Source organism: Paenibacillus sp. CCS19 (assembly GCF_033239625.1).
Lineage (GTDB): Bacteria > Bacillota > Bacilli > Paenibacillales > Paenibacillaceae > Paenibacillus_T.
In genome coordinates, this window is sequence record NZ_BTCK01000004.1 from 170,143 (window position 1) to 183,499 (window position 13,357).

Annotated in this window: 12 protein-coding genes and 1 pseudogene; 3 read left to right on the plus strand and 10 right to left on the minus strand. The window is 48.8% G+C overall.

Translation table 11 applies throughout. From position 1 onward, the window contains the following. Nucleotides 1-168: 168 nt before the first annotated feature. Nucleotides 169-591, plus strand: coding sequence for a VOC family protein (locus tag SBI19_RS05460; RefSeq protein WP_317965736.1), 423 nt, complete (start codon nt 169-171; stop codon nt 589-591). A gap of 130 nt (nt 592-721) precedes the next feature. Here SBI19_RS05460 and SBI19_RS05465 read toward each other — a convergent pair whose 3' ends face one another. The 4 genes and pseudogenes from SBI19_RS05465 to SBI19_RS05480 all read right to left on the minus strand — a co-directional run. Next, nucleotides 722-1,684, minus strand: coding sequence for an acetylxylan esterase (locus SBI19_RS05465; RefSeq protein WP_317965738.1), 963 nt, complete (start codon nt 1,682-1,684; stop codon nt 722-724). Nucleotides 1,685-1,954: 270 nt separating this feature from the next. Further along, nucleotides 1,955-2,854 (minus strand): DUF3885 domain-containing protein, encoded by a 900-nt coding sequence (locus tag SBI19_RS05470; RefSeq protein ID WP_317965874.1) that lies wholly within the window; start codon nt 2,852-2,854, stop codon nt 1,955-1,957. A gap of 174 nt (nt 2,855-3,028) precedes the next feature. Beyond that, nucleotides 3,029-4,843: a glycoside hydrolase family 43 protein gene (locus tag SBI19_RS05475; RefSeq protein ID WP_317965740.1), complete on the minus strand. Its 1,815-nt coding sequence runs from the start codon at nt 4,841-4,843 to the stop codon at nt 3,029-3,031. A 226-nt stretch (nt 4,844-5,069) separates the two neighbouring features. Next, a pseudogene (locus SBI19_RS05480) lies at nt 5,070-5,519 on the minus strand (phytanoyl-CoA dioxygenase family protein); the annotation flags it as partial. Between SBI19_RS05480 and SBI19_RS05485 the strand changes: the two are divergent. Further along, nucleotides 5,454-5,843, plus strand: a complete 390-nt coding sequence (locus tag SBI19_RS05485; protein WP_317965742.1) for an AraC family transcriptional regulator — start codon at nt 5,454-5,456, stop codon at nt 5,841-5,843. The pseudogene SBI19_RS05480 and the gene SBI19_RS05485 sit on opposite strands and share 66 nt — an antisense overlap. A gap of 51 nt (nt 5,844-5,894) precedes the next feature. Here SBI19_RS05485 and SBI19_RS05490 read toward each other — a convergent pair whose 3' ends face one another. Both SBI19_RS05490 and SBI19_RS05495 read right to left on the minus strand, forming a co-directional pair. After that, the gene (locus tag SBI19_RS05490; RefSeq protein WP_317965744.1) at nt 5,895-6,869 is read right to left on the minus strand and encodes an AraC family transcriptional regulator; all 975 of its coding nucleotides are present in this window, start codon (nt 6,867-6,869) and stop codon (nt 5,895-5,897) included. After that, a complete protein-coding gene (locus tag SBI19_RS05495) occupies nt 6,856-7,845 on the minus strand; it encodes a Gfo/Idh/MocA family protein (protein WP_317965746.1) in 990 nt (329 codons plus the stop codon). Before SBI19_RS05495 ends, SBI19_RS05490 begins: the two co-directional genes overlap by 14 nt. Before the next feature lie 213 nt (nt 7,846-8,058). Between SBI19_RS05495 and SBI19_RS05500 the strand changes: the two genes are divergently transcribed. Beyond that, nucleotides 8,059-9,144, plus strand: a complete 1,086-nt coding sequence (locus SBI19_RS05500) for a Gfo/Idh/MocA family protein (protein ID WP_317965748.1) — start codon at nt 8,059-8,061, stop codon at nt 9,142-9,144. 102 nt (nt 9,145-9,246) lie between these two features. On the opposite strand, the gene SBI19_RS05505 is transcribed toward SBI19_RS05500, so the two are convergent. Genes SBI19_RS05505 through SBI19_RS05520 form a run of 4 tightly spaced genes read right to left on the minus strand, consistent with a single transcriptional unit; the run spans nt 9,247 to nt 13,265 of the window. Then, nucleotides 9,247-10,473, minus strand: a complete 1,227-nt coding sequence (locus SBI19_RS05505) for a Ger(x)C family spore germination protein (protein ID WP_317965750.1) — start codon at nt 10,471-10,473, stop codon at nt 9,247-9,249. Further along, entirely contained in the window at nt 10,470-11,942 is a 1,473-nt protein-coding gene (locus tag SBI19_RS05510) for a spore germination protein (RefSeq protein ID WP_317965752.1), read from the minus strand. Before SBI19_RS05510 ends, SBI19_RS05505 begins: the two co-directional genes overlap by 4 nt. Nucleotides 11,943-11,955: 13 nt before the next feature. Continuing rightward, on the minus strand, nt 11,956-13,050 hold the full coding sequence (locus SBI19_RS05515) for a GerAB/ArcD/ProY family transporter (protein ID WP_317965754.1): 1,095 nt from the start codon (nt 13,048-13,050) through the stop codon (nt 11,956-11,958). Then, nucleotides 13,047-13,265, minus strand: coding sequence for a hypothetical protein (locus SBI19_RS05520; RefSeq protein WP_317965756.1), 219 nt, complete (start codon nt 13,263-13,265; stop codon nt 13,047-13,049). Before SBI19_RS05520 ends, SBI19_RS05515 begins: the two co-directional genes overlap by 4 nt. Between the last annotated feature and the right edge of the window lie 92 nt (nt 13,266-13,357).

Consider the following 13,357-nt stretch of genomic DNA (forward strand, 5'->3'; position numbering starts at 1 on the left):
ACGTTGCCCCCTCGATGCTTAGCTCTTCACTTTATTTTAAGAGGCTAGCTGAGAAGGTCCTATCGCAATTTTGCTAGATTCATTGTAAATTACGTATAAGATCATTTCATGCATTTAAGGTACATTCTGCGATACGACAACAGCATTATAGGATGGGGAGGTTACAGGATGAAACCACGTATTACGGTGTTAACATTGGGAGTGGATGATTTAGAGAAATCGCTCTCTTTCTACCGAGATGGATTGGGGTTTTCTACAGATGGAATTGTTGGCCGAGAGTTTGAGCACGGAGCCGTTGCTTTTTTCGACTTGCAGGCAGGTTTACGGCTTGCCATTTGGAGTCGGAACGATATCGCCCATGATACCAAACTGCATAAGACAACGCCAAGCCCAACGGAATTTACGATTGGACACAATGTAGGAAGCAAACAAGAAGTTAACGAGGTAATGGAACAAGCACGGAAAGCCGGAGCTGCCATTACAGTCCCGCCTCACGATACGTTCTGGGGAGGTTATTCCGGATATTTTCAAGACCCTGATGGTCATGTGTGGGAAGTCGTATGGAATCCGCAGTGGGAAATCGAAGATTGAAATACTGGCGTCAATGCAAACGATCGAATAATTGAACCAGTAGAATGAATACAAGACATAAACCCATCTTCAATAGATGGGTTTATGTTAGGTTAGACTAATATAATGAGCGCAAACAGAGCCTTATTCGTTAAAACCAATCCCTAAACCACTTTTTCAAATATGCGAGTTTAACTTCCGTCTGCGTCGACCCGCCTCCTTCATGGCCGTTGAACGGATAGATCACCATTTCTTTCTCGCTTTGAATTCGGTTGTACGTGGCATAATACATCTCCGGCGGACAAACTTCATCCTTTAACGCGACCGATGCAAGTACTTTGCAAGTGATCCGATCCGCCATATTCATCGTGTCAAAATAACTTAACGTGTCGAACACGACATCCACTCGCTCAGGATGCTTCTTCACATATTCCGCCACGCTTGCAAACGCACCATGGAGCCCTTCCACTCGGCGAACAAGATTGCTGTTGCTCGGCACATCAACCAGTGCCACTACCGGCCTGCTGTCCAATGCTGCCATAGCCATAGCAAGCGCGCCGCCTTGACTTCCGCCTTCCACGATAATTCGAGCAGCATCAACCTCTTCTTGCGCACAAGCAAAATCGATCGCCTTCATGCAATCCATATAGACATAACGGTAAAAGTACTCGTACTTATCATGAACGCCTTTGCTTGCCAGATTCGATGAAAATCCGCTCGTCGTCGCAGCATTATTGCCTGTATTGCCGCCTTGTTCCCTGCAATCGACTGATAGAACGGCACAACCCATCATCACCCAATGCATGAAATCAGAAGGTTCTCCTCGGTTATTCGAGAAACCGTGATAATGGACGATACAAGGATATTTGTTTTTGTTCAAGAAAGCAGGAACGATGTATAAGCCATGGATTCTCGTCTCATCCATTCCGCAGAATTGAATATCGTATACTTCGACATTGGGAATAGGATATACTCGCTTGATTCTGGTTGGGTTCAGCGGTACATTGTTAGCTTGCTGAATCGTTAGTTCCCAGAATAAGTCAAAATCTGGAGCCCGGGTTAACTCGGGAACATACGAACGAAATGCTCTAGTCGATTTTTCAATATAACCCATTATCGTTACTCCCCTTGCTTAATTTGTTGTCTTTCCCTCCCATTGTAGAACAGGTATTTACTTGATAATAGGTCATGGATTAATGTTATCCATCATATGGCGATCCCATCTTGGTCCAATCGCTGTTTCTACGAGGGCTATATCCTAAATCGAAGGGGGCTTGATTAAGAAACTGCTGTGAGAAAGGAGACGGGAAAAGGATCAAAAGCATAAATCAAACAGCGATAGTCTTGGACATCTAAGATGCCGGACTACCGCTGATTTCTTTCGTCAAAATGCCTGTTCGTAGGTCCAACCTATATACCTACCATACTTTTTACCATACATGCTCATGAGATGCGTCTGATAACCGATTAGCGCTAACGCTTGTGTTTTGACAGCAACAAACGATACGTGATTGTTCGTTGTTGAACTTCGTCGTAACGAGAACGATGCGAAAGAGATTTCTTGTTCGAATCGATCGGCATTTTCGATCGGAATTTCAAAGTGATGCGATATGTGGCACGTATTAGTCCGGCTAAGATTGATTCTGGATTCCGCTACTAATTGATCATTAAGTTCAACTCGAAGCATTTGTTCTTCATCCGTTTCGAAGATACCAGCGAGTCCTTCGCCGAATAGATTGTCAATTTGATAACGGTTATAATCTAATATCCATTGCCGGTGTAAATGAAAGAGAGGTAAAAGAGTTTCAATTTCAGAGCTATACACATCACAGCCGCGATCATCATACATGTGCAACAGGATATTTTTCTCTTGGTTATAAAGATAAATCCGCCCATCTGAAGTCGGTTTTCGATTAAAATCACTATTCGCGATACATTCGAGCACATACGACTGGCGAATCTCTACTGCTTTCGCTTCAACTGCCCATTCTATCGTGTAAAATTCATCATCGGATTCATCAAACTCGTATGGAAGAATTCTCCGTTGCATTTGTTGTAGTCGCGTTCTGAAGAATCGCTTTAATCGGGGAATACTTTTTTCTCTTTCGTCCCTTGTATAGCTGGTGCGATGAATAAATATCACACGATCTTCGGGTTCGAATATCGAACGATAGATCACATTAGCCCGTCGAAGACATTCACGCTGATAGTCTTTGCCCCGTAGCTCTTCGAGCCCTAGCTCAAAACGAATGTAATTTCGTTGACTGCATAATTCTTTGACCATATCATCCAAGTTTAATTACCCTTTCGTTCGCTTGATATATGCCAATACATTCCCCGTTCATTGCAGTTATCCTGCTAGCAAGCAGCTAAATGATTCTCCCTCACTCTGAGTTAGTAGCTTGAACACAAATAAGCCCCCGACGAATCGAGGGCTTACACACACATCTATCAATTCCTACAGCTCTACCTTCTTCATCAACCCGTCTTCGCCGAAGAACAACTCGCCGAGGCAAGTCTCGCGGTGGAACCCTTTGCCTTCCGTGAACCGCGTGAGCGGTGTAACGAAACGGTGATAAGCGATCCAATATTGATCGCGTCCTGGCTCGCGCATAATGGAGTGGTGGGCGGTGCCGAGCATGTCTTTGTCTTTATTTTTCTCAAGAACCGTGTAGTGGTAGTTAACCGGCCCGTACAGACTCTCCGACGTACCGTAATTCACATGGTAGTTCTCGCTGCCCGTATCATCGCACGACCAAGTGAAGTGATATAAGCCACCGCGCTTGAGCACCGTCACGGCTTCGCGGAAATCGTGCAGGCCATCAATGTTCGCCATCGTATCTTCGATTACGCTCACCATGTCATCACCTAGTTGAACGATCGCGCCATCGCCATTGCCGAACAGCATATATGCCGTACCGTCCTCCTCGATGTAAATGGAAGGATCAATGGTCTGGCCCATCTTGATGCCCAGACGCTTCATCATCGTCATCGTGATAAGCGGCTCCGGCTCTGCACGGAACGGTCCAATCGGCGTATCCGCAACCGCAACGCCAATTGCGCTTACACCGCTTTTCTCTTTGCCGCAGAAGTAGTAATAGTATTTGCCGTTGCGCGTCGCGATCGCGGGTGCCCATGCGCTGCCAATCGCCCATGGAACATCGTCGGTTGCGAGATCCAGAATGAGACCTTCATCCTTCCAGAGGCGGCGGTCATCGGAGGAGAATACATGGAACTGCGTGCCCGACCAGCCGTTGAAGCCGTCCTTCGTCGGGTAGATGTAGTATTTGTCGCCGAACTTCGCGATGTCCGGATCCGCGAATTGTCCGGGCAGAATCTGGTGTCCATCGCCGAATGCCGCAATTAGACGCGCGCACTCTTCCGCCGTAATCGGCATGACGCCGCCGTGGCGTTTCTTCGATTTGCCCAGATCGAACTGTCCGTCTTCCAGCACGCGGAAGTCGCCGCTTGCAAGATCAGACGTAACGAGCGGCAGGTAGCCCTTGCCCTCTGCGAAGCGGTCCACGATGAGGCACCATTCTTCGCGATCATTGAACTTGAAGATCTGTGGACCTTCCACGCCAAGCAGCGCTTCCAGAACGGGAGCGTTCACGTTCGTGAAAGCCTCTTTATCCAGAGAAGTGCCTCGTTCAACGCGAATGTTCTTCGTCGTTTCATCTTTGGAATAACGATAGTACGCGCCATTGCTCTCAATGATCGTCGTATCAATGATATGATTGTCGCGCACGATATAACGTTCAGCAGGACTGAAGCTGCGGAAGTCTTTCGTTCTCGAGCTGTAGATCTTATGCTTGCGCTCGCTCTCGCCGAGATCCGTCGTTGCCGAAGCCCAGAATACGAGGAACTCGTCCGCCGCTTCATCATAAACCGTCTCAGGCGCCCACAGACAGCCAGCGCCCGGAATCGCAAGCGTAACCGACCATGGAGACGACCAATTCACCAGATCCGACGATTCCCAGACGATCATGTCGCGGCTTCCCTCGTTTACTGCGTTTCCCCAGCCTTTGCCGCTCGCAATGCGAAGATCGGTTGCGATCAGATAAAACTTGCCGTCCTTAGGCGAACGCACAACGAATGGATCCCGTACGCCTTGCTCACCTAATTCCGAACGTAGGACCGGCAGACCTGCATTGAGGTCCTTCCAGAAGAGACCGTCCTCGGAATAGGAGAAATAAACCTGCTCTCCGTCTGGCTGTTCACCGATAAAATGAACGAGAAGATATCCAGTATATGCGCTTTCATGATTGGTCAAGTAAAGTCCTCCTCAAGCGTGTTGAATGTATAACATGATCATCAGTCTATTAGGATATAGCAAAAACAATAAACAAATCTATTATATACTTCCAGCATCGCTGCAAAATATAACATTCCGTTTCCCCAATATAATAAAAAGACATATAAAACGGTTTCGAACGGACAAATAAAAACCCATCGCGGTTTATCACCGGATGGGTCTCGCAATCGATGAGAATGGACAGCTAGTACAGCGGATACTTCTGACGCAGATCCTCGCGATGTAGAACGTTGGAATCCTCGCGGATATAATGACACACATACGACCGTCGCCAGCGATCCTTGCTGCGATTTTTCCTGGAAGAATGGATAAGCAGTTCACTGAAGAATAGAATATCGCCCTTCTTCATGACGATCGGAATCTGACGACTCGTGTCCACGCCTTCCGTCTCATCCGTCCACGCTTCATGCTCCTCGATATCCTTCACCGCGCCATGCGGCAGCAATCCGAGCTTATGCGTTCCCGGCATGACCCAGAGGCAGCCCGTTTCTTCATCGATCAGATCTTCCATCGCCGTCCATGCAGCAATCATGGTCATCGGATCATTCTCAATATAATAGTAGTCTTGATGAGAGGCTTGACCTGGCGAACCCGGCTCCTTGTAAAAGTACATGCTCTGTACGCATACCGCTTCTATTCAGCCACCGAATGGATTCGCACGCACTACGCCGATGAGATCACCTTGCCCGACATCGCGGCGAAAGCAGGCGTCTCTCCCGAGCATCTGCTCCGCCTTTTCAAGAAACATGAAGGCCCGACTCCCATTCAATATGTATGGAAATACCGAATCGACCGAGCCATCGAATTGCTGATTCATACCGGTCTGAACGTGACCGAAGTGTCCGAACGCTGCGGCTTCAAGACGACTCATCATTTTGCTCGCATGATCAAACAAGAAACAGGTCGAACCGCTTCAGAGATTCGTCGCCTATCTTGGGCTGAATTGACGAAGACATGAAGAAGCTCCGATAGGTAATCTACCGGAGCTTTGCGTCTCGATGTTTGCCGTTTATATTACCACTGATTCAACAGCATGCTGCTGCCGGTATTCGAGTGGCGTGATCCCATAACGACGTTTGAAGACCTGATACAGATAGTTCGTGTTCGCGAATCCATTGCGAGTCGCGATAGATTCCACTGTATTCGTTGTTCCCGCCAGTTCGTCGCAGATCCGTTGGATTCGATATTGTTCCAAATAACCGCTGAAGGAATCTATTCCGTATTTCTTAAGAATACGCTGCAGCTGCCTGCTGCTGATCTGGATGCGATCGGCAACCTCCTGCAGCGTAAGCAGACTGCTGTAATTGGCATGGATATATTGAATCGCCATTTCATACCGATGCTCTTGAATATCTCGAGACGGCATAAGCTGCTGTCCTTTGGAATTTACAGTAGCCTTCGCAGCTCGGATCAGAATCTGGATCAAACATTGACGTATGGTCGTATACGCACCCAATTCACCGGACTGCCATGCGAGATAGGCTTGAAGAAAGCAGGGCATCGCTTCGTACTGATCCAGCATAGGCCGATGCGGAAAATCGATAAGCGTCTGTACGCAGGCCTCCGCTTCTTTCCTCTCCCACTCCGAACTGCCGCCCGACATGCTCGCGGCTTCTGAATCAACCAGCCGCAGGATCTCCACGCGCAAGCTCAGCTCATCCATACCATGCCGTGCATCTGCTGTCTGTTGATGGACAACGCCTGGCCCGGTCAGGTAGAACATGCCAGTACTTAACTTAAACGTCTGATCGACAATCGTTACCGTGCCTTTGCCCCGCGGGACAAAATGAAACTCGAATTCCGCATGCTTATGGAATTTGATGAACAGCCCTGGCTTAAATGTCGCCAGATGCCAGTTCAATACGCGGATCTCATAACATCCCCACGTAAAATGCAAATCGAGCAGTTCAAGCGCATTCATCTTCTCGGCCATAATCGCATACGGATAGGGCTGCGACACTGGATTTGGACTAGCTGAGTTCATCGATTCGAACAGCTCTGCTGCCGGCGACGGAACGATTCGATGCTTCCATCAGCATGGTCAGTTCTCTTGCCATCTGGATGTTCGCCTCTCCGATCGTATCGTTCTGAATATGCTGTATCCATTGCTGAAAAGCAGAGATATGATCCGCTTCCTTCTCCGCTTCCGCCCACGCTAGATCGCCCGTTTTATTGCTCCGATACACAATTCGATCATCCGGCGTGCCATACAAAAGCGAGCCTTCCGTTCCATGCACTTCTATTGTGAACGGAGAATGAGCATTGATGAATCCTGCCTCCACGATCCCAATCCCGCCGTCAGCCGTAGTCAGAACAGCCACCGCATTGTCCTCTACTTCCTTGCCGGTCACATAGCCGTATGCGGCTTGTACCTGTACCGGCATGCCGAGGAACAACCTTGCCAAGTACATCGGATGACAGCCAAGATCGATCAGCGCTCCTCCGCCGCATTGCTCCTTGTTATAGAAATGCGCAGGGAGCCAGTCGGCTGTAGCGCCATTATGGGATAAGCGGGTACGCACCTGTGTAACCTGACCAAGCAGTCCGTCACGAACAATGCGTTCGATTGCAGTCGTATAGCCATGATTCAATCTTGGCAGCGATACGATCAGTTTGACGCCTGCTTGCTCGACGGCAGCAATAATCTCATCGGCTTCTTGCGTCGTAAGCGCTAACACTTTTTCCGTAAAAATATGCTTACCCGCCTTAGCCGCCTTAATAATGATCCGATGATGTTCGTTCGTAGGCGTATCCACAACTACGCCATCGATATCCGCTCTAGCAAGCAGCTCATCTAAGTTTGCGATAAAAGGAACGCCCAGCTTCGCTGCTGCTTCTTCCCCTCTCGCCGGCTGCTCGTCCCACACAGCGACGACTTCAGTATCCGGATGCTGCTGCACTTCCTTCGTATAATCCCAAGCATGAACATGCCAATAGCTGAGCATTGCGACTCTGATCATGGACCTGCACTCCCCATTCTATTATCACTATAGATTTAAGACTTGTTTTTACGTTAGCACACCAAACGATTGACGAACACTAGAACATCAGGACATCGATCCTATAATATTACGACATTCCGCATAACATTTCAGTCTACATATTGACGCGTCACAACAGTCAAACCTATATTATGGACAGAATGATAACTTCTATAATAAAGGAGAACAATCATGACCGAAACGTTGCGAATCGGAATTATCGGCTGCGGCGGAATTGCCAACGGCAAGCATCTGCCGGCACTGAGCAAGAACAAATATGTTGAGCTTGTCGCTTTCTGCGACATCATTGAAGAGCGCGCGGAGGAAGCGAAACAGAAGTACGGCAGCGAAGACGCTAAAGTGTATACCGATTATCGCAAACTGATCCAAGATGCCTCGATTGATGTCGTGCATGTGCTGACGCCTAACGACTCGCATTCTTACATATCGATCGATTCTCTTGAAGCAGGCAAACATGTCATGTGCGAGAAGCCAATGGCGAAGACCGCTGCCGAGGGCAGGGCAATGTTGGAAGCGGCTAAGCGTACGGGACTAAAGCTGTCCATCGGCTATAATAACCGCTTCCGCCCCGACAGCCAATATCTCAAACAAGTATGCGTGCAAGGTGAGCTGGGTGAAATCTATTATGCAAAGGCGCATGCCATTCGCCGACGCGCGGTTCCGACTTGGGGCGTATTCCTCGATGAAGAGAAGCAAGGCGGCGGACCGCTCATCGATATCGGCACGCATGCGCTGGACTTGACGTTGTGGATGATGGACAACTACAAGCCTGTGTCTGTTACGGGTTCCGTCTTCCATAAGCTTGGTTCCAAGGCAAATTCGGCGAATGCATGGGGACCTTGGGACCCAGCCAAATTCACGGTTGAGGATTCGGCTGTAGGTTTCATCAAGATGGCGAACGGCGCAACGATTACGCTTGAAGCAAGCTGGGCGCTCAATTCGCTTGAAGTAGATGAAGCCAAGTGTACGCTCTGCGGCACCGAAGGCGGCGCAGATATGAAGAACGGACTTAGAATCAACGGCGAGATCAACAGCCGGTTGTTCGTGAAGGAAATCGACCTCTCGGCAGGTGGCGTCGCATTCTATGACGGCGCGTCGGAACGCGATATTGACGTCGAGTGTGCCGCTTGGATCAACGCGGTGCGCAATGATACGGAGCTGGTCGTCAAACCCGAACAAGCGCTTGTCGTTACGGAAATTCTCGAAGCCATCTACCAATCTGCACGCACTGGCGAAACGGTCTATTTCGATCGTTAGTTTCTTTAATCGAAAGAACCTCAACTACGACTGCAAAGTCGAGTTGAGGTTCTTTCGTTAGGAACCGCTCGGTTCAAAGCCATTCCTAACCTCTGCTTCCACTCATTGCGTATATCCAGGTATATCCTGCAAGAAATTATCGGAGGTCATGCCGTCACGGAATATCTCCGCCTTCACCTTAACGGTAACGTCCGCCTTGACGAACTCATCGTCCCAATGCGACCTAACTTTCTTGAAAGTCTGATAATGGTTCCTCTTCAACTGTTCGCCGAAACCGAATATATCGACGCCATAATTTTTCTGCACCTTCGCAATCGTTTCTTCAACCTGGGATTTGATTTCTTTCTCGGTCAGCTTGCGAACTTGATCGTAGCCGGAGAGCTTGCTCAGACGAATGGTTGAGCATTGATTCTCGCTTATTTTGCCATCTACATCAATCTGAATGGTAACCTTCGGACGATTATTGGCATATTCGACGTTTAGACGCGTCTTCGATCGATCGATACGCACTTGAACAAAATGTTCCTTCTGGCATGGTATACTGAGCGAGGTGTGTTTGATCTTATCTTCGACCCACTTCATATTCCGGGTTTCTTCTGTATCCAGAAAACCGATAAGCCTCCCTCTTCTCAAGACGGCCGTTCCATCCGTCACGATCTCCGTCTGCGTATCGACACTCTTGCCGACCTCTACCGTATGCGATTTCTTTGACGGTTGATCGATTGTAATGGAAGACATCACAGGCTGTCGGCCTTCCGACGTAATATCTCCAATGAATTGCTTCAGCGTTGTGTCGGGAGACTCTCCCCAATTATTGTCTACCGAATCGATAGCGAAGCGAATCTTGACAGCAGATACTTGGGTGTCAGGAAAATACAGCTTGGCAAATTCCGAAGCCGGAACCTTGTGAGCCGCCACTAGCTGAATATCGTTCCGAATATCCTTCATCGTTTCGAGAAATTCAATAAACAAAAGGCCATGATCCGTTGCAAGCAGCTTCGAATCCATAATAAGCAGCATCATATGACTCAGCTCAAGTTCGCGAGAAGTTTTCTGCTCGATACGACTGAACACCTCGTCCATCGTGTTTCCTTCTGCATCGAAGGTAAGGGTTGGCGCATTCCCTTTCCCTTTGCTGGACGTGAATTCGAGCGAATTAATGACCTGCAGATAGACGTGATAGTTCGCATGTTCGCCGGTTGTCACCGACATGCTGCTAACGATCACGTATTGGCTCGCCGAACGCATATCCCAGCACCCCGTCAAGACCAAGCCAATCGCGCCAAGCCATAGCGCAATACCCCACAATCGTACAGCGCGGCTGATCATTTCGAAGACCCCTTGCTGATGTGCGAAGTTCGCACCAGCATATCTTGTTGCCCTTTCAATCGAAACGGAGCAAACGGCGTAAGGTACGGGATGCCGAACGAATTCAAATTTACCAGATGGATGACAAGCACAGCCGTGCCCAAGAAAACGCCATAAATACCCAAAGTTAATCCGGCCAGCATAAATCCAAAGCGGATCAGCCTGACAGATGCGCTAAACTCAAAATGCGGGACAACTAACCCGCATAATTCCGAAGCAGCCACAATGATCAAAATGATGCTGGACACGATTCCCGCTTCGACTGCCGCTTGCCCTAGAATGATCGCGCCAGCAAGGGGAACGGCTTGGCCGATATTTCTCGGCACGCGAGCGCCTGCTTCCCTCAACACTTCGAATACAAGCGACATCGCGATGAGCATGAATCCCGTCGGAAACGGCGAACCTTGCTCTTGTCCGCTTATTGAATAGAGCAGGCTGGTCGGAATCATCTCCGCATGATAATTGATGACGCACAGATAATAAGCCGGCAAGTATAAGGACACCATGAACGCAAAGTGTCTCAATATCCGCAACGCAGTCGAAAGCAGCGACGGGAAGTAGTAATCGCCGGCAGATATAAAAAACTGTCCATATACAGCCGGTCCGACAAGAACGAACGGACTTCCGTTCACAAAGACCAAACAGCTGCCACCCACCAACATTGATGCTGCAGTGTCGGGTCTCTCGACATCCAGTATCGTCGGAAAAAACCAAGAGCCTTTATCTTTAATGGCGTCTTTGATATTGCCAGAGTCAAATACCCCTTTGATCCGAACGTTGGACAAGCGCGATCGGAACGTTGAGACAAGCGAAGGCTTAGCCGCATTGTCCAAATAAACCAAATAAATCTGCGTACCTGTCTCAGCGCCCGCTGTAAAGGTTTCCACACGGAGAAGCGGATTACGCAGACGCCGGCGAATCAACGATAGATTCGTCTCTATCGCTTCGGTGAACGCGTCATCGGAACCGCGATTGACTCGCTGCGTCTTCGCCTCTTCGAGCGATCGGACCGCCATTCCCCCAATTTCAATGCACAGCACTTGATCAACGCCATCCGCAATAAGGAGCGCGTCTCCGGTCAGCAGCCGTTCGACGGCTTCTAGCAGCGTAGTCGCATAGACGAACGGCAGCACGCCAAGCCTTTCTTGTCGCAGTTGCTCCAGCTGGTCTCGCGTAATGGATCCAGCTTCCGCTGTCATCTCTTCCGTAAGCGGAAGAAGCAGCTTCTCTGCCATCGTCTTCGTATCTGCCATTGTTGTGAGCGTGCATACTATTCCGCTAGCAATGCCGATACGAAGCGACGTAAACTGCAGATCAACCGAGTTGCCGAACAGCTCGCGCAATTGTAACAGCGTTTGCTCCGGATCTGTACTTAGTGTGGAATTAAACCGACTCTCTTGCTTGCGTTCATGCCATTCTGTTTTACTCATGTGAGCCTCCTTCTTACCGCTGTCGAGCACTTTTCACGCCGAGAATCACCAACATGACGAGCGGGATGCCAAGCTGCATGGGAAGATGTACGACATACGGCGATAGCTCCAGCCCTTCAATGCTATGCTCCGCGAACGAAGTCGCGATTCTGATCGACAGAATCGCTACAAGGCATGCGACAGGAAATACAGATTCGCGATATGGAATTCGAACCAGATGCTCCACTCCCTTAAGCGCCCCGAATAGGAATAGAGAAGCTTTCACAAGAATAGTGATGAACATGACGAACACAACCATCATTTCCATCCGTTCGAAGAAATAGCCGAAAGCAATGTCCCTTATCGTAAGCAAGTAAGGAAAATTCGTTCGCTCCTTCATTTTCTCGCCTAATGTGATCGTCTCGAGAACGGCTGTGCCTACCAGAATCATTCCGGACAATCCGATAGCACCCATGGACATGAAACCCACTCGTTTAGCTGGCGCTGCATACCGAATGAATACGAGAATGACGATCAATTCGCCGAATGGAAACGTAAGCAGCGTCGGGAAGATCGATGTGACGACCGGTTCTATGCCGTCCCCTAGAATAGGCTTTAAATTGTTGAATTCATAATCGCGGTCTATCAACAGCAGCACGCATAGCACGAAGAGAATACCCATAATAATCGGGAATAATAGCTCTGCCGTGCGAACAATGGTGCTTAAGCCAAGTCCGATCATATAAGCGGAGACCAACATAAATGAGAATGCAAGCACTTCGATCGGTGTGTGATCCAGCACGGCACTTGCTAATAACTCAAGGAAATCGCGTAATACGCGTGCAGCAACGTAGAGGAAATAGATAACATACAGAAGAATGACGACGCTCCCGAGCCAGCGTCCGAACGACAATTGGACAAGCTCGAATAGATCGGACTCCGGCCGTCTTGCTTGCAGCAGCCGATATATAGCGAATATGCCCATTCCGAATATAGTGGCTGCAGCGATCGAGATCCAGGCATCCTGCTTCGCCGAATGTCCGACATTCATTACGATGGCGCTTCCCAGTTCGAACAACACAATAAGGGCGAATAACTGCCATGGAGAGATGGTTAACTTTGTTTTCATTCCCCTGCCTCCGCGCGAGTATGAACCCGATTCGTCCGCGTGCGCCAATCCTTCCAAATGCAATAAGCCAAGCCGATGCCATAAATGCCTATTTGAAAATAAGTGTTGCTGATATTCAACACTGCGAAGTCTTTCTTCCCGAGGCCAATAAAATCGATCAGAAAGATGAACGCGAACATTGCGCAAGTTAATGATAAGAAAACAGCCGTAAACATTTCGTTTGCCCACCTCCAAGCGAAAAAATGATGTTTGTGACAGTGTTCCACTCCAGATCCTAAAATATGTATAAATAGAATGTTGTTCCACT